General features: G+C 61.4%; 15 protein-coding genes. 12 read left to right on the top strand and 3 right to left on the bottom strand.

Translation table 11 applies throughout. The features are described from left to right. Nucleotides 1–43: 43 nt before the first annotated feature. A complete protein-coding gene (locus tag ACGHP5_RS11495) occupies nucleotides 44–490 on the bottom strand; it encodes a nucleoside deaminase (protein ID WP_290532469.1) in 447 nt (148 codons plus the stop codon). Between the two features lie 405 nt (nucleotides 491–895). On the opposite strand from ACGHP5_RS11495, the gene ACGHP5_RS11490 reads away from it, so the two are divergent. The 5 genes from ACGHP5_RS11490 (at nucleotide 896) to ACGHP5_RS11470 (ending at nucleotide 11,238) form a co-directional block, all read left to right on the top strand. After that, complete coding sequence (locus ACGHP5_RS11490; RefSeq protein WP_390566868.1) at nucleotides 896–4,219, top strand: TonB-dependent receptor; 3,324 nt, start codon at nucleotides 896–898, stop codon at nucleotides 4,217–4,219. A 19-nt stretch (nucleotides 4,220–4,238) separates the two neighbouring features. Next, nucleotides 4,239–6,182: a RagB/SusD family nutrient uptake outer membrane protein gene (locus ACGHP5_RS11485; RefSeq protein ID WP_337773097.1), complete on the top strand. Its 1,944-nt coding sequence runs from the start codon at nucleotides 4,239–4,241 to the stop codon at nucleotides 6,180–6,182. A 22-nt stretch (nucleotides 6,183–6,204) separates the two neighbouring features. After that, nucleotides 6,205–6,708, top strand: coding sequence for a DUF1735 domain-containing protein (locus ACGHP5_RS11480; protein WP_337756187.1), 504 nt, complete (start codon nucleotides 6,205–6,207; stop codon nucleotides 6,706–6,708). Between the two features lie 48 nt (nucleotides 6,709–6,756). Continuing rightward, nucleotides 6,757–8,934 carry a glycerophosphodiester phosphodiesterase family protein gene (locus ACGHP5_RS11475; protein WP_390566866.1) on the top strand — a complete coding sequence of 726 codons (2,178 nt, stop codon included), beginning with the start codon at nucleotides 6,757–6,759 and terminating at the stop codon, nucleotides 8,932–8,934. A 126-nt stretch (nucleotides 8,935–9,060) separates the two neighbouring features. After that, entirely contained in the window at nucleotides 9,061–11,238 is a 2,178-nt protein-coding gene (locus ACGHP5_RS11470; protein WP_390566864.1) for an alpha-galactosidase, read from the top strand. 102 nt (nucleotides 11,239–11,340) lie between these two features. Here the strand turns inward: ACGHP5_RS11470 and ACGHP5_RS11465 are convergent, their stop codons facing one another. Next, nucleotides 11,341–11,874: a porin family protein gene (locus tag ACGHP5_RS11465; RefSeq protein WP_290532475.1), complete on the bottom strand. Its 534-nt coding sequence runs from the start codon at nucleotides 11,872–11,874 to the stop codon at nucleotides 11,341–11,343. Nucleotides 11,875–12,078: 204 nt separating this feature from the next. On the opposite strand from ACGHP5_RS11465, the gene aspS reads away from it, so the two are divergent. Then, nucleotides 12,079–13,833, top strand: coding sequence for an aspartate--tRNA ligase (gene aspS / locus ACGHP5_RS11460; RefSeq protein WP_390566861.1), 1,755 nt, complete (start codon nucleotides 12,079–12,081; stop codon nucleotides 13,831–13,833). Nucleotides 13,834–13,912: 79 nt separating this feature from the next. Here aspS and ACGHP5_RS11455 read toward each other — a convergent pair whose 3' ends face one another. Beyond that, nucleotides 13,913–14,248 carry a hypothetical protein gene (locus ACGHP5_RS11455; RefSeq protein WP_295904819.1) on the bottom strand — a complete coding sequence of 112 codons (336 nt, stop codon included), beginning with the start codon at nucleotides 14,246–14,248 and terminating at the stop codon, nucleotides 13,913–13,915. Between the two features lie 316 nt (nucleotides 14,249–14,564). Here ACGHP5_RS11455 and ACGHP5_RS11450 point away from each other — a divergent pair, with 316 nt between their 5' ends. The 6 genes from ACGHP5_RS11450 to ricT all read left to right on the top strand — a co-directional run bounded on the left by ACGHP5_RS11450 (nucleotide 14,565) and on the right by ricT (nucleotide 24,451). Beyond that, on the top strand, nucleotides 14,565–15,842 hold the full coding sequence (locus ACGHP5_RS11450) for a replication-associated recombination protein A (protein WP_390566859.1): 1,278 nt from the start codon (nucleotides 14,565–14,567) through the stop codon (nucleotides 15,840–15,842). Further along, on the top strand, nucleotides 15,839–16,333 hold the full coding sequence (locus ACGHP5_RS11445; RefSeq protein WP_290532480.1) for a metallophosphoesterase: 495 nt from the start codon (nucleotides 15,839–15,841) through the stop codon (nucleotides 16,331–16,333). Before ACGHP5_RS11450 ends, ACGHP5_RS11445 begins: the two co-directional genes overlap by 4 nt. 406 nt (nucleotides 16,334–16,739) lie before the next feature. Continuing rightward, nucleotides 16,740–19,193 carry an ATP-dependent Clp protease ATP-binding subunit gene (locus tag ACGHP5_RS11440; RefSeq protein ID WP_390566857.1) on the top strand — a complete coding sequence of 818 codons (2,454 nt, stop codon included), beginning with the start codon at nucleotides 16,740–16,742 and terminating at the stop codon, nucleotides 19,191–19,193. 131 nt (nucleotides 19,194–19,324) lie between these two features. Next, nucleotides 19,325–21,370, top strand: a complete 2,046-nt coding sequence (locus ACGHP5_RS11435) for an ATP-binding protein (RefSeq protein WP_390566855.1) — start codon at nucleotides 19,325–19,327, stop codon at nucleotides 21,368–21,370. Between the two features lie 116 nt (nucleotides 21,371–21,486). Further along, a complete protein-coding gene (locus ACGHP5_RS11430; protein WP_290532483.1) occupies nucleotides 21,487–22,845 on the top strand; it encodes an MATE family efflux transporter in 1,359 nt (452 codons plus the stop codon). A 37-nt stretch (nucleotides 22,846–22,882) separates the two neighbouring features. After that, on the top strand, nucleotides 22,883–24,451 hold the full coding sequence (gene ricT / locus ACGHP5_RS11425; RefSeq protein WP_390566853.1) for a regulatory iron-sulfur-containing complex subunit RicT: 1,569 nt from the start codon (nucleotides 22,883–22,885) through the stop codon (nucleotides 24,449–24,451). The last annotated feature ends 3 nt before the right edge of the window (nucleotides 24,452–24,454 follow it).

Raw genomic sequence — 24,454 nt, 5'->3', positions numbered from 1 at the left:
CGCTGGATGCAAAAGTATAAAAAAAATTCCTTTGTTACCAAATCTATCCGCGTAAACCCGCGAAAAAACTGCTCATCAATTCCTCGCACTCCTCCCGGAGCACCCCCCGCGCCACGGTCGTCCTGGGGTGGAACACCGCCTCGGAGTAGCGCCGGAAACCCTTCTTGGGATCGTCGGCGCCCCACACCACGCGGCTCACCTGCGCCCATCCGATCGCCCCGGCGCACATGATGCACGGTTCGACCGTGACGTACAACGTGCACTCCTGCAAGTATTTGCCTCCGAGCGTCGCGGCGGCGGCCGTCAAGGCCTGCATCTCGGCGTGGGCCGTGGGGTCGGCCAGGGTCTCGACGAGGTTATGGCCCCGTCCGATCACCGCACCTCCGGCCACGACGACCGCGCCGATGGGGACCTCCTGTTGTCTTAACGCTTTCCGCGCCTCGTTTAGTGCCAGACGCATGAATTTTTCGTCGGTTTCGTGCTGTTCCATGCCGGATTGTTTTCGGCAAAAGTAACCATTTTTTTCGAAGAACGCGCCCCGCCCCCGCAAACCCCGTCCGGAAGCGGCGCAAAGGCGGCAATTTCGATTCAAAACCGACCTTTCCCCGAAAAGAAAAAATCAAAATCGAAAAAACGCTTGCATTCTATTGCAGAATTTCTATATTTGCAAATGGAATAGTCCACAAAACACTTAAATTCAATTCGCTCCGACAAAGAAAACACATTCTGGCCCCAAACCGGCCCAAACCATGCACTCTGTATTTCGAAACCACACCAATTACTAACCAGAACCAATTAAAACCATTATGGAAGAAACTCGCCAAAAAGCACCCGGGAACAGGCATTTTCCGGCAGTCCTGCGATTCGTCGCCGCGCTGCTGCTGTCCGAAACCCTATGCCTTGCGTGGGGGGGGGAAATGTCTCCGCACAGATCCGGAGCATCTATGTAACGGTAGATGCAACCGATGCAAGCATCCGGGAGGTCCTCGAATCGATCGAGTCGCAGAGCGACCTGCGGTTCGTCTATCCCGATGAAGTAAAACCGATCCTGACCAAGGTCGTAACGGTCAGCGAGAAAAACATCAGCGCAAACCGGATTCTCGACCAGATCCTGCCCGGCGCCGGTCTCCAGTATTCGGTCAGCGGCACGCAGGTCCGCATCTACCAGGCCGCCAGCGGTTCGCGCGACGTCGCCCAGACGGTCAGCGGCACGGTGATCTCCGGCACCGACAACTCTCCGCTGGCCGGCGTGATGATCTACGTCGAAGGAACGACGGCCGGCACGATCACCAACGGCGACGGCTCGTACACCTTCACCATTCCCGCCAAATCGAAATACGTGACCTTCTCGTACGTCGGTTTCGACACGAAGAAGCTCCACGTCGAGGATACCGAGCTGTTCAAGCTCGTATCGCTCGCCGAGCAGAGCAACACGCTCGACGAAGTCGTGGTCATCGGCTACGGCACGCAGAAAAAGGAGTCGATGGTCGCCTCGATCACCTCCGTAAAACCCTCCGACCTGAATATCACCTCCAGTTCGCTGACCACGGCGTTCGCCGGCAACATCGCCGGCATGATCTCGCGCCAGACCTCGGGCGAACCCGGCTACGACAGCGCCACCTTCTACATCCGCGGCATTTCGACCTTCGGGTCGAGCAACGCGCCGCTGATCATCCTCGACGGCGTGGAGGTGTTGAGCAACATGCTCAACAACATGCCTCCCGAGTCGATCGAGTCGTTCTCGGTGCTCAAGGACGCTCAGGCGACCTCCGTCTACGGTTCGCGCGGCGCCAACGGCGTCATCCTCATCAACACGAAAAACGGCCGCAACTCGGAGAAGATGAACGTCTCGGTCCGTCTGGAGAACACCTTCTCGATGCCCACGATGGTACAGCAGGTGGCCGACGGCGTGACCTACATGCAACTCTACAACGAGGCAGTCTTCAACACCGCCAAGGAGACCGGAACGCTCCACACCTACCAGCCGTTCTACTCGGCCGACAAGATCAACGGCACGAAGGCGGGACTCAACAAGTACCTCTATCCGAACAACGACTGGTATGACCTGATGTTCAAGGATTTCTCGGTCAACCAGAACCTCAACCTCAACATCCGCGGCGGCGGCCGTAAGGTCAGCTACTTCCTCAACGCGGCGGTCTCGAACGAAAACGGCATCATCGCCGACATCGAGCAGAACCCCTACGACGTGAAGATGAACCACCAGAAGTACATTTTCCAGAGCAACGTCAGCGCCAACATCACCAAGACGACGATCGTCGGCATCAAAGTCAACGCCCAGCTGGAGTACAACACCCGCCCGATCGAGGACATCGGCAATTTGTTCTACTACTCGATGCGCGCCAATCCGGTGCGTTTCCCGGCCACGCTCCCGGCCGAGGAGGGCGACACGTTCGTGCGCTACGGCAACAACGCCTCGTGGGACACCGGCGCCACCGACCTCAACCCGCTGGCCAAGCTGGCCCGCGGCTACGGCAAGCGCTACTACTCCTACATGACGACGGCCTTTACGCTGGACCAGAACCTGGATTTCTTCACCAAGGGCTTGAGCGCCAACCTCACGGCATCGTTCTACAACTACACCTATTCGGCGACCTACCGCACGGCGACCCCCTACTATTTCAAGGTCGAGGACGGCAGTTCGCTCAATCCCGACGGCACGGCCAACCTCATCACCAACTCGATCGGCGACACGGGCACGACCTACCTGACCAGCACCGACGGCAACGGCGGCCACCGCCGCTACGCGTTGCAGGCCTCGCTGAACTACGCCCGCAAGTTCGGCAAACACGACGTGGGAGCCATGTTCGTCTACCGCATGAACGAGAAGAAGAACAACATCGCCGGCACGAGCGAGGAGAACCTGCTGCCCTACCGCGAACAGGGCATGGCGGGCCGCGTGACCTACGGATTCGACAACCGCTACCTGTTCGAGGCCAGCTTCGGCTACAACGGTTCGGAGAACTTCGCTCCCGGCAAACGCTGGGGCTTCTTCCCCTCGGCGGCCGCCGGCTGGGTGATCTCCAACGAGTCGTTCTGGGACGGCATCCGCAAGACGGTCAGCAACCTGAAAATCCGCGCCTCCTACGGCCTGGCGGGCAACGACGCCTTGAGCGAGCGCTTCCCCTACCGTTCGATCGTGGCCATGGGCGAGGAATCGAAATTCTACTATAACTGGAACACCCAGGGCAAAGGCCCGCAAATCACCACCTACGGCAACCCCAACGCGACGTGGGAGGAGGCCAAGAAACTCGACATCGGTCTCGAACTGGGACTGTTCAACGCGCTGAACATCGAGGCTGCCTACTTCACCGAGGACCGTACGGGCATCTTCATGCGGCGCACCTCGCTACCTTCGTCGACGGGCCTGCTGGGCGTTACGCCCTACGGTAATATCGGCCGCGTGAAATCGCACGGCGTAGACCTTTCGGCCGTCTACAACAAGCAGTTCGGCAAGGACTGGTCGCTGAGCCTGCGCGGCACGTTCACCTTCTCGCGCAACGAAGTGGTCGAGAAAGACGAGGGCGACCTGATGTACGACTACATGTCGGTCGTTGGACATCCGGTCAACGCCATCACCGGCGTGCTGGTCGCCGACGGACTGTTCACCTCGCAGGAGGAGATCGACAACTCGCCCAAACAGCAGTTCGGCAACTACACGGTCGGCGACATCAAGTACCGCGACCTGAACGGCGACGGCATCGTCGACGGCAACGACGTGACGACTGCCGGCAGTCCCACCGTTCCCGAAATCCAGTACGGCATCGGCGCGACGGTGAAATGGCGCAGGCTCGACTTCTCGTTCATGTTCCAGGGCGCGTCCAACGTATCGCTGCGGATGTACAACATGCACCCGTTCTGCGACGCCTCGCACTTCGGCTACGGCATCACGCAGTACATCGCCGACAACCACTGGTCGGAGGAAAACAACCGCGCCGACGCGGCCTATCCGCGCCTGACCTCGCAGTTAAGCTCCAACAACACCCAGAGTTCGACCTTCTACATCCACGACGCCAAGTACCTGCGTCTGAAAACCGTGGAGCTGGGCTACACCATCAAGAAATTCCGCGTCTACCTGTCGGGCAACAACCTCTTCGTCATCTCCCCGTTCGACTACTGGGATCCCGAGAAGGGCGGCGGCCACGGCCTGACCTACCCGTTGCAGCGCACGGCGAAGATCGGCGTTCAATACCAATTCTAATCCAAAAGAAGACACCGTTATGAAAAAAATAGCATTGGCGTTAGCCCTCCTTCTCGCGACCGCATCCTGCGATTTCCTGGATGTCGTCCCCGAGGGCAGCCCCACGCAGGAGGATATTTACAAAACCCAGGCCCAGGCCGAAAAGATGCTCTTCATGATCTACGGCAAGTGCCCCGACCTGTTCCACGCGCAGGCCATGCCCGACCTGAGCGGCGGCGACGACCTGATTTCGAGTTACTACGGATCGGTGCGCTATTTCTCATGGAAGAGCCTCGTGTACGCCACCTCGCAGGAGTCCCCGACGAACACCTACTTCAACATGTGGGGAACGACCACGGGGCTTCCGACGGGTTACTACTCGTACAACATCTACGAGGGCATCCGTTATGCCTACAACTTCCTGAACAACATCGGCTCGGTTCCCGACATCACGGAGGCCAACCTGCGCATCTGGTCGGGCGAGGCGCACTTCCTGATCGCCCACCTGCACCAGATCCTGCTGGAGTACTACGGTCCGATCGTCCTGGCCCGGGAGGAGATCGACCTGAATGCGCCGGCCAGCAGCGTGAACGTGCCGCGCAGCACCTACGACGAGTGCGTCAACTTCATCGAAGAGGAGTTCCGCAAAGCCGCCGAGATGCTGCCCGACTACTGGGGCCCCATCCAGTACGGCCGCGCGATCAGGGCCACGGCGCTGGCCTACCGCGCCCGCCTGCTGCTCTACGCCGCGTCGCCGCTGGTGAACGGCAACTCGGAATTCTACGCCGATTTCGTCAACAAGGACGGCACGCACCTGATCAACCAGACCTACGACGCCGAGAAGTGGAAACGCGCGATGGACGCCGCCAAGGAGGCCATCGACTGCGTGGAGGCTTCGGAGGCGACGGGAGCCTACACGATGGACGGCCGCAAGCTGGGCCTCTCCGTGTCGAAAAGCTCCAGCGTGACCGACCCGTTCGAACTGGGACGCACCAACTACACCTACGTCTTCACCGGCGACGGCAACTCGACGCAGTTCATGAACCAGAACGAGTACCTGATGAGCCTGAACAAGTCGGCCTCGATCACCTACACGCAGCGGCAGTTCGGCTGCCACCTGGCCAGCGACTACACGAAGGTGTCAGGCGCCTACCGCGGCTATTCGTGCCCGACAGTCGAGGCGGTCCAGATGTACTACACCAAAAACGGCCTTCCGTGGGAGGACGACCCCGAGACGAAGGACATCGACCCGCTGGCCTACAACGAGGCGGCCGGGACGGTCGAGATGCACCTCCACAAAGAACCGCGTTTCTACGCGTCGGTGGGTTACGACCGCGGCACGTACCGTTTCAACGGCGGCAAAATGACCATCAAGGCGCACAAGGGCGAACCGCAGGGCTTCACCGGCAGCTATGACAACGAATACCAGTCCTACAACGGCTATTTCTGCCAGAAATGGGTCAACGAGCAGTCGAAGATGACGCTCAACTCAAGCGGCAACTACGCCGTCAGCACCTACATGAGCTACGTCTACCCCTACATGCGCATCGCCGAACTCTATTTGAGCTACGCCGAAGCCGACTTCGAGTACGACGGCACGTTGAGCGACTACGGCTACGAGTGTCTGAACAAGATCCGTTCGCGCTGCGGCCTGCCGACGTTCCAGGAATCGTGGAGCAGGGCCGGAGGCATTCCGTCGGGCGACAAGCTGCGCGACATCATCCGCCGCGAGCGCTCGATCGAGTTCCTGATGGAGGGACGCCGTTTCCACGACATCCGCCGCTGGAAGATCGCCGAAAAGTGCCTGCGCCCCATCCCGAAGGCCTGGAATATCGAGGGCGACACGCCCGAGAAGTTCTACAAGCTGGTCGACATGAAGGAGAACGACACGCGCATCTTCACCACGCCGAAACACTACTGGCTGGCGATCCCCAACTCGCAGCTCAACATCAACGGCCAGCTGGTTCAGAATCCGGGTTATTAACCATTAGCGAAAGGAAACGATTATGAAAAAACTATTTATAGCGCTCGCGCTGTCGGCGGCAGCCTGCCTGGCCGGGTGCTCCGACAACGAAGAGGTCGGATACGACATCGGCTCGAAGGTGCTGATCCCGAAAAACGGCCTGCAACAGGTCGGCCTGACGGCCGACGCCACAGCGGTCGACTACGAGGTGTGGATCTACCGCAGCGGCTACAACGAAGGCGTCTCGACGGCCGCGCTGTCGGTCGACGCCGAGGCGCTGGCCGCCTACAACAAAGCCAATGGCACGGCCTACGAACTGATGCCCGCGTCGTGCTACGACCTCCCGTCCGCCGCCGTGCGGCTCGACAACGACGCTCACACCGCGAAGGTCGGCATCCGGCTCGACGTCTCGGCGATCACGGCGGGCAGTCTCTACGTGCTTCCCGTTTCGGTCGACAGCCCCGACACGGAGGTGAACGCGGCCGCCGCCACGGTGCTGATCTTCCCGGTCCGCCCCGAGGCGGAGGAGCCTGAAAACGCCGAATGACCCGGCGGGATCAATCAACTGAAAAATTAACCATATAACCTTCCCATTATGAAAAAAGGTTTTTTACCGGTTTTTCTGTTCACGGCTTTCGCCCTGGCACTCTGCCCGTCGTGCAACGACGACGAGACGGCCAAATGGAAAGACGTCGATTTCTCGGTAACTTCCAACCTCACTCCCGAAACCGGGACCATCCCCTACGAAGGGGGCACGGTCGTGTTCACCGTAACGACCGGCGGCAAGTGGACCTATGCGATAGACCAGAGCAAGACCGACTGGTTCACCCACCCCACCGTCGACGGCATGACGCTGGCGATCCTGATTCCGGAAAACACCGTGAGCAGGGAGCGCTCCGGCGTGGTCCGGTTCATCTCGGTCTCGGACCCCACGCTGGCCGAGGAGTTCACCATCACGCAGGAACCCGGACCCGTACCGCCCGAACCACCGAAAGCCGACCTGCTCGACGTGGTCTTCCACGCCGACGGCACGGCCGAGGACGTGTCGCCGCTCAGGAACGAGGTGCTCTCCTACCCCGGAACGGCGCTGACCTGCTATTATCACGACGTCTACAAGCGCATCGTGACCAACTACACGCACACCCCGGGACAGAATACCCGCAAGGACTCCTATTACCGGGTGGACTACTACACGAACGAAACCTTCAAAAACGGCCTCGACGACGGACACACACTGGAGGTGGTTTTCCGCTCGAATGAAAACAAGGGCACGGCGGAGTACAAACCTTTCGCGGCGCATCAGGCCGGCGGCACGGGTTTCCTGATCTGCAAGGAGGGCCAGGGAGGCCATCCGGCCTGCATCACGTTCCTTCCCAACGTAAGCACGACGGGCAAGAGTTCATGGCGCTGGGCGCAGAGCGACGTCTATCCCGAAATAGGCCGCTACTACCACGTCGTCGGCGTATGGGACAAAAACGAGGGAAAAGCCTACATTTACGTGGACGGCGCATTGAAAGGCACGGCCGACGCAGCGGGCAATCTCAATCACGCCTCGGACGGCGCGCGCTGGTTCGCCGTGGGCGGCGACTCGGCGGTAGGCTCGATGGGCAACGCATGGAACGGCGAGGTGGTTCTGGCCCGCGTCTTCGACGATGCGCTGACCGGGGAACAGATCGCCCTGCTCTACAAGGATGCGATGTTCGCCGGCCAGACCCCCGTGGAGTTCGACCTCTCGAACCTCACCTGCCTGACCAGGTGCGAGATCGGCGCGGGCTACACCTACACGGTCTACGGCAACGGTTTCGCAGCCGGCGACAAGGTGAAGTTCACCTCGGCGGCCGACGTAACCGCAGCGTTCACGGCCGACGCCGCGTTCACCGAAGCCTCCGGCGACAATACCCTTCAGTCGCTGGCCGTGACCGTCCCCGCAGAGATTCCCGCCGGAACGGGACGGTATTTCATGACGCTCGTCCGTGCCGGCAGCCAATACCCGCTCGGCACGGTCGAATTCACCGTCAGCGACAATCCCGACATCTCGATGCCCCGGATCATCGCGCACCGCGGCCAGCATCAGGACGGCGTGGAGAATTCGACCGAGAATTCGATCGCGGCCCTGGCCAACGCCCAGAGACTGGGTATCCACGGCGCCGAGTTCGACGTCTGGATCACCACCGACGACGTGCCGGTCATCAACCACAACGCGACGGTGGCGGGCAGCGACCTGCGGATCGAGGAGAGCGCCTATGCACAGATCAGGGATCTCACGCTGGCCAACGGCGAGGTGCTTCCGACCCTCGACGCCTATCTGGAGCAGGGAGCCAGGGACGCCTCGATGAAGCTGATCTGCGAGATCAAGACCCACAGTTCGGCCGCAAGCAACACGCGGGCCGTCAACGCCGTCGTGGCCGCCGTCAAGGCGAAGTCGATGGAGTCGCGGGTCGATTACATCGCCTTCGACTACGAGGTCTGCAAGCAGCTCCGGGCGGCCATGCCCGCGGCCGGCGTACAGTACCTGGGCGGCGACAAGGCCCCGGCCGAAGTCGCGGCGGACAAGCTCTCGGGCATCGACTACCAGTATTCGACCGTGCTTTCGAAAAAGCCCGAGTGGGTGACGGAAGCCCACGCCCGCGGAATCGAGGTCAACGCCTGGACGGTCAATTCGACGGCCGACATGATGGCCTGCATCGCGCTGGGTGTCGACTACATCACCACCGACAACCCCGCCACGCTGAAAAAACTGCTGGAGACACCGTTCGTCACGGCTCCGAAATAACCGCGGAGGCTCTGCCCCGAATTTCTGGATTCGCAGGCCGGACGATTGTCCGGCCTGCATTCTTTGCGGAATCCGCGTTTTTTTATTAGTTTTATACCCGAAATCAACCTTATACGACAACCCTCTATGAAGAAACTTTCAGTATTGGCATGGGTCGGCGCGGCGTTGCTGTCCGGCGGCATGCTCCGGGCGGAAAACATCCTGCTCTCGACCCGGAATTCCTCGCTGCTGCTGACGGCGGAGAAAGGCAAAGCCCCTCTGTTCCAGTATTTCGGGGCGCGCGTCGCCTCGCCCGGCGACATCCTCGCCAGCGGCGCGGCGTTCGGCGATGCGGCCTACCCGCAGTTCGGCGCCCAATGCCACCGCGAAGTAGCCATCCAGGCGACGCACGCCGACGGCTCGATGTCGCTCGAACTGGTGGTCGAATCGGTGTCGCGCGACCGCGGGAACGGCGCCGAAACCACCGCCATCGCCATGAAGGACAAGCACTACCCGTTTTTCGTGACGCTCTTTTACAAGACCTACGACGACTGCGAGGTGATCGAGACGTGGACCGAGATCAGCCACACGGAGAAGAAGCCCGTGACGCTCTACCGGTTCGCATCGGCCTACATGCCCGTCCGCCGGGGCGACACGTGGCTGACGCATTTCCACGGCACATGGGGCGCAGAGTGCTACCTCCACGAAGAGCCGCTGACCGACGGCATGAAGGTGCTCAAGAACAAGAACGGCGTACGCAACACCCAGACTGACAACCCCTCGCTGATGATCTCGCTCGACGGACGTCCCCGGGAACTGACGGGCCGTGTCATCGGCGGCACGCTGGCCTGGGCCGGCAACTACCGCATCGCTCTGGACAACGACAACACCCACACCACACACCTCTTCGCGGGCATCAACGAGGAGCAGTCGCAATACACGCTGCAACCCCGCGAGGTCTTCACGACCCCGGTGTTCGCCTTCACGTTCAGCGACGAAGGCAAGAGCGGCGTGAGCCGCAACATCCACTCTTGGGCGCGCCTCCACCGGCTCAACCACGGAACCGAACTGCGCGACGTGCTGCTCAACTCGTGGGAGGGCGTCTACTTCAAGGTCAACCAGGAGGGCATGGACCGGATGATGGCCGACCTGGCGGATCTGGGCGGCGAACTGTTCGTGATGGACGACGGCTGGTTCGGCGACAAATACCCGCGCAACAACGGCGAGACGAGCCTCGGCGACTGGACGGTCTGCCGCGAAAAGCTGCCGCAGGGCATCGAGGGGCTGACCGAGTCGGCCCGCAGACACGGCGTGAAGTTCGGCATCTGGATCGAACCCGAGATGACCAACACCCGGAGCGAACTCTACGAAAAGCATCCCGACTGGGTGATCCAGCAGCCCTACCGCGAGAACCGCAAGGGCCGCGGCGGCACGCAGCAGGTGCTCGACCTGTCGAACCCCGCGGTGCAGGAGTTCGTCTTCGGCGTGGTCGACCATCTGATGACCGCGCATCCCGACATCGCCTACATCAAGTGGGACGACAACATGACGCTCTACAACTACGGTTCGACCTTCCTGCCGGCCGACCGGCAATCGCACCTCTACATCGAGTACCACCGCGGCATGGACAAGGTGCTGCGGCGCATCCGGGAGAAATATCCCCGTCTGGTGATGCAGTCGTGCGCCAGCGGCGGCGGCCGGGTCAACTACGGCGTCCTGCCCTACTACGACGAATTCTGGACCAGCGACAACACCGACGCCCTGCAACGCATCTACATGCAGTGGGGCGTGTCGAACTTCTATCCCGCCGTGGCGATGGCCTCGCACGTGAGCGCCTCGCCCAACCACCAGACGGGCCGCAGCGTGCCGCTCAAACTGCGCTTCGACGTGGCCATGTCGGGACGCCTGGGGCTGGAGCTGCAACCCTCGAAGATGACCGACAAGGAGAAGGAGTTCGCCCGCAGGGCGATTGCCGCCTACAAGGAGATCCGCCCCGTCGTACAGCAGGGCGACCTCTACCGGCTGATCTCGCCCTACGACAAGACGGGCTACGCTTCGCTGATGTACGTCGCCCCCGGAAAGGACCGCGCCGTCTGGTTCGTCTACAAGCTGGAACACTTCCTCAACATGCCGTCGCCGGCCTTCCGGATGGCGGGTCTCGACCCCGGCAAACGCTACCTGATCACCGAACTGAACGTCGACGGGAAGCCGGTCCCGCAGGACGGCAAGACCTTCAGCGGTGCGTTCCTGATGGAGAACGGACTCGAATTCGCGGTGGGCAAGGAGTATGCCAGCCGCATCCTCGAACTCAAGGCGGTGGAGTGACCCCGACGGAAACAGACAGCAACGGTCCCCGGATTTCGGGGACCGTTTTTTTGAAAAAATCCGCCCGGAAACTCCGGACGGACCCTTTGCGGAAGCCGCTTTTCAGAAGCGCCAGCCGACATTGAGCTGGAACACGCCGTTCTTCGTGGAGGTGTCCTTCTCGATGTTGACGAAGCCGAAGTTGTAGTTGGCCGAAACCATCAGGCCCCACCCGAACTGGTAGCCCACGCCCAGTCCCAGCCCGAAATCGGCCGTGCGGACCAGGTCCTTCACACGCTCGCCGCCGCTCTTGGCGCGCACGTTGAAGCCCACCTGCGGACCGGCGAAGACATTCAGCCCGCCCAGCACGTAGTACTTCGCATAAACGGGGATGTTGATGTAGTCGAGGTGGATTTTCTCGGAGCCGATCTTCGTCCCCTGCATCGAGAAGAGGACACCCGGCTCGATGCCGAACTTCTCGGTGAGGAGGATTTCCAGCGAGACGCCGGCATTCAGCCCGGCGATCGTGCTGCCGTCGACGTGCGACAGGCTCGAAAGGTTCAGACCCACCTTGGGAATGATGTGGATGCCCTGCGCATGGGATTCGAATCCCGCGAACGCAAGGGCCGCCAGCAACAGAGTAGCGATTTTTTTCATAATTCAGTGCATGATTGGTTTGACGTGAAACGGGGTATAAAATTCCGTGCCATTTCCGCATATTTCTTCCGCGCAGCGCTTTTTCACTTCCCGCCGGACCGGGAACGCAAATAAAATACCCGTTCCGTTTCCTTTTTCTCGGGACTTTTATTTAACTTTGCAGGTTACAAGAACAAAACGTAAATCGTACAAAATAAATTTCATATGTACAGAACCCATACCTGCGGCTGCCTCCGGGCCTGCAACGTCAACCAAACCGTCACCCTGGCCGGATGGGTGCAAAAAGTGAGGAACCTCGGCGCCATGACCTTCATCGACTTGAGGGACCGTTACGGCATCACCCAGATCGTCGTCGAGGAGCACTCCCCCGCCGAGGCGCGCGAAACGGTCTGCCGCGTGGGCCGCGAGTGGGTCATCCAGGTCGTCGGCAAGGTCGTCGAGCGGCAGTCGAAGAACCCCAAAATGCCGACGGGCGACATCGAGGTCACGGCCGAGAAGGTGGTCATCCTGCACGAAGCCGAAGTGCCCCCCTTCACCATCGAGGAGGTCTCGGACGGCGGCGACGACCTGCGCATGAAGTACCGTTACCTCGACCTGCGGCGTCCGCCCCTGCAACGCAACATGATCCTGCGCCACAAAATGGCCCAGGAGATCCGCCGCTTCCTTTCGGACGAGGGATTCCTCGAAATCGAAACCCCCTGCCTGGTGGGTTCGACGCCCGAGGGCGCCCGCGACTTCGTCGTGCCGAGCCGCATGTCGCCCAACCAGTTCTACGCCCTGCCCCAATCGCCGCAGACGCTCAAGCAGCTGCTGATGGTCGCCGGCTACGACAAGTATTTCCAGATCGTGCGCTGCTTCCGCGACGAAGACCTGCGCGCCGACCGCCAGCCCGAGTTCACGCAGATCGACTGCGAAATGTCGTTCGTCGAGCAGGAGGACGTGCTGGAGATTTTCGAACGCTGGGCCAAGCACATGTTCAAACACGTGATGAACATCGAACTGACCGAGCCGCTGCGCCGCATGCCGTGGATCGAGGCGATGGAGAAATACGGCTCGGACAAACCCGACCTGCGGTTCGGCATGGAGTTCGCGGACATCACCGACCTGGCCAAGGGTCACGGCTTCCCGGTCTTCGACGAGGCCGAATACATCACCGGATTCGCCGCCACGGGCTGCGCCGCATACACCCGCAAACAGATCGACTCGCTGACGGAGTTCGTCAAGCGGCAGCAGATCGGCGCCAAGGGCCTCGTCTGGATTCGCGTCGAGGAGGGCTGCGTGAAGTCGTCGGTCGACAAGTTCTACTCCCCCGAGGAGGTGCGCGCCATGGCCGAGCGCTGCGGCGCTGTGGCCGGGGACATGGTCTTCATCCTCTGCGGCAAGAAGTTCAAGACGCTGACGCAGCTCTGCGCCCTGCGCCTCGAAGTGGCCCAGCAGCTGGGCCTGCGCGACCCGCAGAAGTTCGCCCCGCTGTGGGTGGTGGATTTCCCGCTGTTCGAGTGGGACGACGAGACGCAGCGTTACTACGCCGTGCACCACCCCTTCACCTCGCCCAAACTCGAGGACGTCGAATTCCTCGACAGCGACCCGGGCCGCGTGCGTGCCAACGCCTACGACTTCGTCTGCAACGGCACGGAGATCGGCGGCGGTTCGATCCGTATCCACGACTCGAAGTTGCAGGAGAAGATGTTCGAACTGCTGGGCTTCACGCCCGACGAGGCGCAGAAGCGCTTCGGCTTCCTGATGAACGCCTTCAAGTACGGCGCGCCCCCTCACGGCGGACTGGCGTTCGGTTTCGACCGCCTGTGCTCGCTGTTCGGCGGGTCGGAGTCGATCCGCGACTACATCGCCTTCCCGAAGAACAACGCCGGCCGCGACGTGATGCTCGACGCCCCGGGTTACATCGACCAGACGCAGCTCGATGAGTTGTATCTGGAATTGAAGAAGCCGGAGGAATAACCCGGAAAACTGACAGCATACGGCAGGCGGACGAGAAGTCCGCCTGCCGTTGTTTTCATCCCGGGTTGAATCTCCCAAATCACGCTTTTATCCGCATCTTCACGACGAACTTTTCGGAACCTCCGGGCAGCAGATTCAAGTTGAATCGTTTGAAGAGGTTGAAAAACGAGGAGAGGTCGCAGGAAGTTTCAATGGCAACCAGCGAATCGTCGGTTTCTGCCAGCATGTCACGACACAAAAGCGCGAAGATCATTTCGTCATAATGCGCGTAGAATTCAAATCCCACGACCGTATAACGTTCCGCTTCACGGACACTTCCGGGAATCAACGCATTCAGATATCCCTTTTCGAGGTAATCGCTGATATCGGCGGCGACCGTACCGGTAAAATCATTATACCGAGTTTTTGCCTTCATGAGAATCAGTTTAAGTTTGCCGCAAGACACCCTTTGCAACCCACATATAAAGAAAGCGTGGTGCCGAAGTCTTATTTCAGAATCGTAGGTCGTAGGATACCTTGGGAATAAAATAAGCGACAGCTCCCACGCCTATATCCGCGAGATACGGATACGACGCGGCAAGATGCGTGCCTACTCCCAACCCAAGTGAATTTCCTACGTTCACGATTCGGGAACAGACTTACACTTTCCGTGTTTGTCAGTATGTAGGGCAAATATAGGAATTATTCCCGGAATTTCGTATATTTGAAGCCCCAAAGCACCGATATTAATTATGCCGAACATTCCTTTAGCCGAACGACTACGCCCCCGCACGATCGACGAATACATCGGGCAGGAGCACCTCGTGGGCAAAAACGGGGTGTTCCGCAAGTTCTTCGAGACGGGCAACGTCCCGTCGTTCATCCTCTGGGGACCTCCCGGCGTGGGCAAGACCACGCTGGCGAAGATCGTCGCCACGCAGTTGGAACGTCCGTTCTTCACCCTCTCGGCCGTTACGTCGGGCGTGAAGGATGTGCGCGAGGTAATCGAGTCGGCGCGCAAGCAGCGGTTCTTCGACCAGAAGGCCCCGCTGCTGTTCATCGACGAAATCCACCGCTTCAACAAATCGCAGCAGGATTCGCTGCTGGGAGCCGTCGAGCAGGGCGTCTTCACGCTCATCGGCGCGACGACCGAAAACCCCTCGTTCGAAGTGATCTCGCCGCTGTTGAGCCGCTGCCAGGTCTACATCCTCAAGTCGCTCGAAGACAAGGACCTGCAAACACTGCTCGACCGTGCCCTGACGACCGACACGGAACTCAAGGAACGCCGGATCGAAGTCGCGGAGACCGGCGCGCTGTTCCGCTTCTCGGGCGGCGACGCGCGCAAGCTGCTCAACATCCTCGAAATCGTCGTCGGGGCCACCGACGGCAAGGTGACGATCACCGACCAGTACGTCACCGACTGCCTCCAGCAGAACATCGCCCTCTACGACAAGAACGGCGAACAGCACTACGACGTCATTTCGGCCTTCATCAAATCGGTCCGCGGCAGCGACCCCAACGCCGCGATCTACTACCTGGCGCGGATGCTTGCCGGGGGCGAGGAGCCTCGGTTCCTGGCCCGGCGGCTGGTGATCCTGGCCTCGGAGGACATCGGGCTGGCCAATCCCAACGCCCTGCTGCTGGCCAACGCCTGCTTCGACACGGTACACAAGATCGGCATGCCCGAAGCGCGCATCACGCTGGCCGAGACGACGATCTACCTGGCCACCAGCCCCAAGAGCAATTCGGCCTACATGGCCATCAACAAGGCGATGTCGCTGGTCGAGCGCGACACCACGAACCGTCCCGTGCCGCTGCACCTGCGCAACGCCCCGACCCGCCTGATGGACAAGGCGGGCTACGGCAAGGGCTATAAATACGCTCACGACTACGCCGGGCATTTCGCCGAGCAGGAGTTCCTGCCCGAGAGCCTTTCGGGCACGAAGTTCTACGAACCCGACACGCAGAACGCCGCCGAGGCGAAAATCGCCGAACGGATGGCGCAGTTGTGGAAAGACAAATACAAATGAAACGCATCGGCATCATCTCCGACACCCACGGAACCTTCGACGACACGCTCCGCGCATTTCTGAAAGACGTGGACGAAATCTGGCATGCGGGCGACATCGGCTCGATCGAACTCGCCGACCGGATCGCCGCCTTCAAACCGCTGCGTGCCGTGAGCGGCAATATCGACGGCGGCATGACCCGCCGCGTCTACCCCGCATTCCTGGCTTTCGAATGCGAAAGGGTGCAGGTGCTGATGACCCACATCGGGGGTTATCCACGCCATTACGATCCGCGCGCCGTACAGAAAATCCAGTCCGTGCACCCGAAACTCTTCATCGCCGGGCATTCCCACATCCTCAAGGTCGTCTACGATCCCGTCTACGACCTGCTGGCAGTCAATCCCGGCGCCGCCGGGGAGTTCGGATTCCACAAGGTCCGCACGGCCGTGCGCCTTACGATCGACGGCAGCGACATGCGCGACATGGAGGTCGGCGAGTGGCCCCGCAAATAAAGACCCGGCGGACGGAGAGCTAAAAAGACGGAGAACTAAAAAGGAGTGTTCAGGAGAGCCTTTTCCGTCACGAAATCACCCGAAATAAAATTTTATACCCCAAAAGGCCGGAAACGCATTCCGGCCGGATTTTGGTGATCGTCAGCGAAATGCCCGGAACATTCCGGCAAGTCGCACTACAAAAAAGGCAACCCTATACAATTCCGCCCGAAAGCACTCCAATACAGCCCGCAAGGCATTGAAGGTCAGCCAGTAAACCCGAAGCCTTGGGACCGTCCCGAAAATACCTCCCCGACGGAAACGCCTCTGTGTCAGCCACCACAGTTCAGGCGCTAAACAAAAACGGCCGCATAATAATCACATACGCGCTCACGTTAGTATAGCGAATTCATAACGACGACGCAACATGCAATTGAAGATTTCGAAAACGCTGGAGGGCATCATCGCCCGCTCGGCATTCAACACTACGAAGGCGGGAATGACGCATTCGCTCAAGGATTTCCTCACGCTGGAGCTGCTCCGCGAAGAGGGGTCGCTCGCCTACCAGCTTTTATCCTCCCGGCTCAAGGACTGGGAGCTTTATCAGGTGCGCCTGCGCATCGAACGCGAGGTAATCACCGCCAAACAGCAGGAGACCCGGTCGCCCGAGGAATATTACCGCGATTTCACCGAGGAACTGCTCGCAATGCCGGGCGTCGCCCGGAGCGTATCGACGGCCCACGCGCTGCTGGCCATCGTCAGCGACCGTTCGACGGCGACCGCACGCGTGCTGGAGATGTACGGCGTGACGGCCGACAGCGTGTCCGAGGACCTGCAGAAATTCGCCGTGGGCGACGACTTCCGCACCGAAGTCCAGGTTCACATGCTCGACTTCGGCGAGGAGAACAAGGCCGGGGAGAAAAGCCCGGCCCACCTGCTGGACAAGTTCGGCGTGAACCTCACGCGCCAGGCACGCGAAGGGAAGATCGATCCGGTCATAGGCCGCGAGCAGGAGATCGAACGCGTGGTGCAGATCCTCTCGCGCCGCAAGAAGAACAACCCGATCCTGATCGGCGAGGCCGGCGTGGGCAAGAGCGCCATCGTCGAGGGGCTGGCGCTGCGCATCGCGCGCGGCGAGGTTCCCTACACCATCGCCGACAAGACGCTCTTTTCGCTCGACGTCTCGTCGCTCGTGGCGGGCACGAAGTTCCGTGGCGAGTTCGAGGAGCGCATGCAGCAGCTTCTGGACGAACTGCGCAAGGCCAAGGACACGATCATCTTCATCGACGAGATACACACCATCGTGGGCGCCGGCTCCACGCAGGGCAGCCTCGACACGGCCAACATCCTCAAACCGGCCCTCGCGCGCGGCGAACTGCAAACCATCGGCGCCACGACGCTCGACGAGTACCGCGAGAACATCGAGACCGACTCGGCCCTCGAACGCCATTTCCAGAAGGTCGTGATCGAGCCGACGACGCCCGAGCAGACGCTCCAGATCCTGCGCAACATCGCGCCCCACTACGAACGCCACCACAAGGTGCGTTACACCGAGGAGGCGTTGCAGGCCTGCGTGACGCTCACCGGGCGTTACATCACCGACCGCTATTTCCCCGACAAGGCCATCGACGTGCTGGACGAGGCCGGCTCGCGGGCGCACCTCCGGTCGGCACGCGAACCGGAGGAGCTGCGGGCCATGAAAACGGCGCTCAACGACGCCAAACGCGAGCGCCGCGAAGCGGTCGAGGCACTGGTCTACGAGAAGGCCGCCTCGGCGCGCATGCGGGAGATCGCGCTGCGCTCGAAGCTGGGCGAAAGCCGCGCCGAATGGAAACGCTCGCTCGAAAGCAACCCCGTGGAGATCACCGCAGGGCATATCCAGGAGGTGATTACCGCCATGACGGGCATCCCTGCGGAGCGCGTCTCGGGGGGCGAGATGAGCCGTCTGCAAACCCTGCGCGAACACCTCGCCAAGCGTGTCGTGGGACAGCAGGAGGCCGTGGAGAAGATTTCGCGCACCATCCGCCGTTCGCGTGCCGGACTGAAGGACGAAAACCGCCCCATCGGCGTCTTCCTCTTCGTCGGCCCCACGGGCGTCGGCAAGACGCTGCTGGCCAAGGAGGTGTCGAAATGGCTGTTCGACGAGCGCCGCGGGCTGATCCGGATCGACATGAGCGAATACGGCGAAAAACACAACGTGGCGCGCCTGATCGGCTCGCCCCCGGGATACGTCGGTTACGGCGAAGGAGGCCAGTTAACGGAGGCCGTGCGTCGTCAGCCCTACGCCGTGGTGCTCTTCGACGAGATCGAAAAGGCCCACCCCGAGGTCTTCAACGCCATGCTGCAGATCTTCGACGAAGGGCACCTCACCGACGGCTCGGGACGCAAGGTCGACTTCCGGAACACGATCATCATCATGACCTCGAACGTGGGTTCGCGGGCCGTGGTCCGGAAATCGGTGCAGGTGGGTTACAGCACCACCTCGAAGAGCGCCGTAGCCGACGTGACGCCCCAGAGCGAGTACCGCAAGGCGCTGGAGCAGACCTTCGCCCCGGAATTCCTCAACCGTATCGACGACATCGTGCTGTTCCGCACGCTGGAAATCGCCGACGTGGAACGGATCGTCGACCTGGAGTTGCAGGGACTGATGGCCCGCACGGGCAGGCTGGGCTATAAGGTGAAGATCACCGACGGAGCCAAGCGACGGCTGGCGGCCATGGGCTACGAATCGCGCTACGGCGTGCGTTCGCTCAAGCGGACGCTGATGGACAACGTCGAGGAACCGCTCTCGGCGCTGATCATCGACGGCAAGCTCCACGAGGGCGACACCGTGGTCGTGGAGTCGGACAAGGGCCACGGCGTGAAGCTGCGCGTGGCATAACCGACCGCTTACAGAGAGGGACCGGGATCGCTTCCCGGCCCCTTTTTGCATTTTTCCAGCGGGAAACGATGCGAAATTTTCCATTTTTCCTAAATTTGTGTGAATTTTTCATATCTCCTCACTGAAACCGAATGCGTCCGATTTCTTTGAAAGCCCTCACCGGGTCCCTGTTCATGACTCTCTGCGCCGCGGCGACGGCGCTCTCCGCAACCACTGAAGCCGACAGCCTGTCCGCGGCGCTGTCCCGGGCACGCACGCCTGCCGAACGGGAGCAGACCTATGTCCGGCTGGCCGACCTCTGCACCGACAGCACGGCGCTCGCCGCCGTCTACTGGGAAGCCGCACTCACCGAAGCCGCCGGGGCCGGAGACGACTACGGATGCCGGGAGGCGCTGGACCGGCTCGTGCAGGGGTTCTCGGCGAAGCAGCCCGAACGGGCTTTGGAGTACGTCCGCCTTGCGGACAGCCTCCTGCCCGACCGCCGCTTCGCGCTGTTCCGCGCATCGCTCAACGCCTTCTGGCTCTGGAAGCAGATGTCGGTGGCCAACTCGTTCGAAGCGATCGACCGCGCGCTGGCGGAGTTCCGCGAACGGCAGCCGGGCAGCCTCACCCCCGAGGAGGAGATCGAATGGGAGTTCCTCACGGGACTCTCCATCGACTATTCGTCGATCGCCACCGAAGCCTACGGCAACATCCTCCAGGCCATCCCCTATGTGGAGCAGGCTCTCGCCAAGCTCGAAAAATACCCGCTGGAGGAACGCGTCCACTTCGAAAAACTCTGCCGCGAGGAACTTGCGGACATCTACCTCTACGCCGACGATCCGCGCGCCGCCGGGCAGATCGGCCGGTGCATCGACCTGCACCGTGCATGGATGGCGGCCGACACGCGTTTCGAACGCCCCCGCCGCGACTCGTCGGAATACCTGATGCGGTCTTACGGCAAGATGGTCTTCCTGGGCGACCTCCTCGCCCGGGAGGAGGTGGATGACTACTACAACAAATGCATGGAGCTGGCGCACGGGCGCGACGACCGCGAGGAGATATACAACACCAGCGCCCGTTATTACCAGCATGCGGGCGACTACGAGCGGACCGCAGCCTACATGGATTCGCTGCTGACCCACTATGCCCAGACCGGCAAGAAGGCGGATCTCGGCTCCATCTACATAGCGCAGTCGCACATGTATGAAAAGGCGGGCGATTACGAAAAGGCACTCAAAGCCGTGCGGGAAGGCAACGACTTCCGTTATTACAGCCGCATGGACCAGGCGCAAAGCAAACTGGCCGAGATGCAGGCGCTCTACGACGTCAACCGCCTCGAACTCGAAAAGGTACGGCTGGCCGACCGCAGCAAATTCTTCCTGCTTATGGCCGGCGGCATCGTGCTGCTGCTGCTCGCCGGCTGGGCCGTCTACCAGCAGGCGATGGTCCGGCGGCTGAAACTGGCGCGCACGCAGTTCATGGCGGCCAGCGAAGAGGCGCAGCGCCAGAGCCGCCGCGCCCAGGAGAGCGAACGGATGAAGACCGCCTTCATCAACTCGATGTGCCACGAGATACGCACGCCGCTGAACGCCATCAACGGCTTTTCCGAACTGCTGCTCACGGAACAGGACCCCACGGCCCGGCAGGCCTTTCAGACCGAGATCGGGAAGAGCACCAAGGCCCTGACCGTCCTGCTGGAAAACATGCTGGAACTTTCGCAGCTCATCAGCACCGAAGACCCGCTCCCGGTCGCCCAGACCGACATCTGCCTGCTCTGCGCCGAACGGCTGGAGCTGCAGAGGCAGCTCGGCGACAATCCGGCGGTCGGCTACGCCTACGAAGCGGTGGAAGAGGGCATCGAGATACCCACCAACGCCTTCTACCTGACGCGCGTCCTCGACAACCTGCTGCATAACGCCGCCAAGTTCACCGCCGCAGGACGCATCACGCTCCGTTGCCGCAACGACGAATCCCGGCGCACGCTGCAAATCAGCGTCAGCGACACGGGCATCGGCATCCCGCCCGAAAAGCAGGAGTGGGTGTTCGAACGCTTCACCAAGGTCGACCCCTTCAAACCCGGTTCGGGCATCGGGCTTTACCTCTGCCGCCTGATCGTCACCCGCCTCGGGGGCGACATCCGCGTCTGTCCCGAATACAGCGGGGGCTGCTGCATCCGCATCGAACTGCCCTACTGATTCGCACCGCACGCAACCTTCGCAGCCCCTTCCGACGCTTTTTCGGCTCCGGAAGGGGTTTGCGAATTGCAATCCCGCCGGAAATGGCTATCTTTGCACCTCAATACCCGAATCGAATGTACAGTTTCGCAACATACAAAGACCAATACAAGGCCAACCTGCGGCTGGCGCTGCCCGTGGTGCTGACACAGCTGGGGCAGATCCTCACGCAGGTCGCCGACAACCTGATGGTCGGCCGCTACGGCGGCAGCGACCCCACGCCGCTGGCCGCCGTCTCGTTCGGCGGCGCCGTCTTCTTCATCCTCTTCATCGCCGCCATCGGCATCGCACTGGGCATGACACCCCTCGTGGGCGAACTCTACGCACAGGGCGACCGCGAGAAATCGTCGGGGCTGCTGCAAAACGGCATCCTCTTCTACGGACTGCTGGGCGTGGCGATGGCCGCCGTGCAGTACGCCGTCATTCCGCTGATGTACCACCTCGGCCAGCCCGCCGAAGTGGTCGACATGGCCATCCCCTATTACAGGATGCTGGTGTGGAGCATGCCGTTCATCATGCTGTTCTTCACCTTCAAGCAGTTCCTCGAAGGCGTGGGCAACACGAAGGTCGAGATGGTGGTCACGATCGCGGCCAACCTGGCGAACATCGGTTTCAACTGGGTGTTCATCTACGGCCGCTACGGATTCCCCGAGATGGGCGCCGAAGGCGCGGGCCTGGGCACGCTGATGTCGCGCATCATCGCCCCGATACTGATGATCGGTTACTTTTACAGCCGCAGCAAATACCGCGTCTACCTCGAAGGCTTCTCGCCGCGCAACTACTCGTGGACATCGGTCAAACAGTTGCTGCACATGGGCCTGCCGATCTCGATGCAGATGTTCCTCGAAGCCTCGGCCTTCGTCGGCACGGGAATCATGATGGGGTGGTTCAACAAGGAGACGATGAGCGCCAACCAGATCGCCACGACCATCGGCAACTGCGCCTTCATGATCGTCATGTCGATCGGCGCGGCCACCACCATCCGCGTGTCGCACTGCTACGGCGCGCGCGACATCGGCCAGCTGTCGCTCGCGGCCAAGGCGTCGTACCACCTCGTGCTGGCGTGGAACGCCCTCGCGGCGCTGGTTTTCATCACGATGCGCAACATCATCCCGACTTTCTTCACCACCAACGCCGAGGTGATAGCCATCGCCTCGAACCTGATGGTCTTCGCGGCGCTCTACCAGCTCTCGGACGGCATTCAGAACGTCTCGGTAGGCATCCTGCGGGGTATCCAGGACGTGAAGATCATCATGCCGATCGCCTTCGTGTCGTACTGGCTGCTGAACCTCCCGGTGGGCTACCTGTTCGGCTTCACGATGGGCATGGGTCCTTCGGGGCTTTTCCTGGGCTTCTCGTTCGGGCTGTCGGCCGCGGCGGTCATGATGATCGTGCGCATCCGCCGCAGCATCCGCAAACTCTACGTAACGAAATAAAATATTTTTCGTATCTTTACGCAAATTATACCCGATAATGGATACCGAAAAACAACATACGGGCGCCTGCAAACCCGAAGTGGGCCGCGGGTGCGCCTTTTGTAACTGCGGCTCGGAGCCGGAAGCCAAACTCTGCGACGGATGCTTCAAGCTCCACGAAACGGCCTGGCTCGACGAGTACCCGGTCAACATGCCGAGCGACATCGTCGAGGTGCGTTTCAAGAACACCCGCCGTTCGTTCTACCAGAACGTCAACAACCTCGACCTCAAACGGGGCGACATCGTGGCCGTCGAGGCGTCGCCGGGCCACGACATCGGCGTCGTGTCGCTCACGGGCGACCTGGTGGCGCGCCAGATGCGCCGCACGGGATTCAACCCCTACAACGGCGAATACAAGAAGATCTACCGCAAGGCCAAGCCCTACGACATCGAAAAGTGGCAGGAGGCCATCGCGCTGGAGCACGAGACGATGATCGCCTCGCGGCAGATCGCCGCCGACATGGGCCTGAACATGAAGATCGGCGACGTGGAATACCAGGGCGACAAGATCAAGGCCATCTTCTACTACATCGCCGACGAGCGCGTGGACTTCCGCGAGCTGATCAAGGTCTTCGCCGAACGGTTCCACATCCGCATCGAGATGAAGCAGATCGGCGCCCGCCAGGAGGCCGGGCGCATCGGGGGACTGGGCGCCTGCGGCCGCGAATTGTGCTGCGCGTCGTGGATGTCGAGCTTTTCGAGCGTCACGACCGGGGCCGCGCGCGTGCAGGACATTTCGCTCAACCCCCAGAAACTCGCCGGGCAGTGCTCGAAGCTCAAGTGCTGCATGATGTACGAATACGACACCTACGTCGACGCCCGCCGGGACTTCCCGCGCCTGCGCGAGCCGTTGCAGGCCGCCGAAGGCGAATGGTTCTGCGTCAAGAGCGACGTGCTGGCCGGGACGATGACCTTCTCCTCGTCGAAGGAGGCGATGGCCAACGTCACGACGCTGCCCGTCTCGCGCGTGCGGGAGATCATGGCGCTGAACCGCCAGGGCAAGAAGGTCGAACGGTTGCAGGACGCCGACGACATCCGGACGGACGCCGAGGAACCGACCTACCGTTCGGAGGAGGACAGCATCACCCGCTTCGACCAGGCTAAACGCCGCAAGCGCGGCGGCCGCAACAGCAAGGGCCGCGGCGAACAGGGACGTCCCGCAGGACAGAACGGACAGACACCGCAGGAGTCCGGCGGGGAGAGCCGCCAGCCGCGTGAAGGGCAGTCCGGCCGTCCCGACCGGCAGCCGCGCCGCAACGACCGACCGCGCAACGGCGGCAACGGCGGAGAGCGCCAGAACGGCGGCAACGGCGAACGTCCGCGCAACGGCAACAACCGCGGCGAGAATAGCAACCGGGCCGAAAGCAACGGACGCGAACCCCGCGAAAGCAACGGAGGCAGCCGCGAGGGCGGAAACCGCAGCCGCAACAACCGCAACCGCCGGCGCGGCAATGGCGACAACGGGAACAACAGCGGAAACGGAGGGAACGCCCCGGTCGGCAATAACGGCAACAGAGGCGGGAGCACAGGCAGCGGCAATAACGGCGGAACGCCTCAAAACCAATAGCGC

Source organism: Alistipes sp. i18-0019-D1 (assembly GCF_042852885.1).
Lineage (GTDB): Bacteria > Bacteroidota > Bacteroidia > Bacteroidales > Rikenellaceae > Alistipes.
Note: the sequence above shows the minus strand (reverse complement) of the source record. Positions and strands in the feature narration are given on the sequence as shown.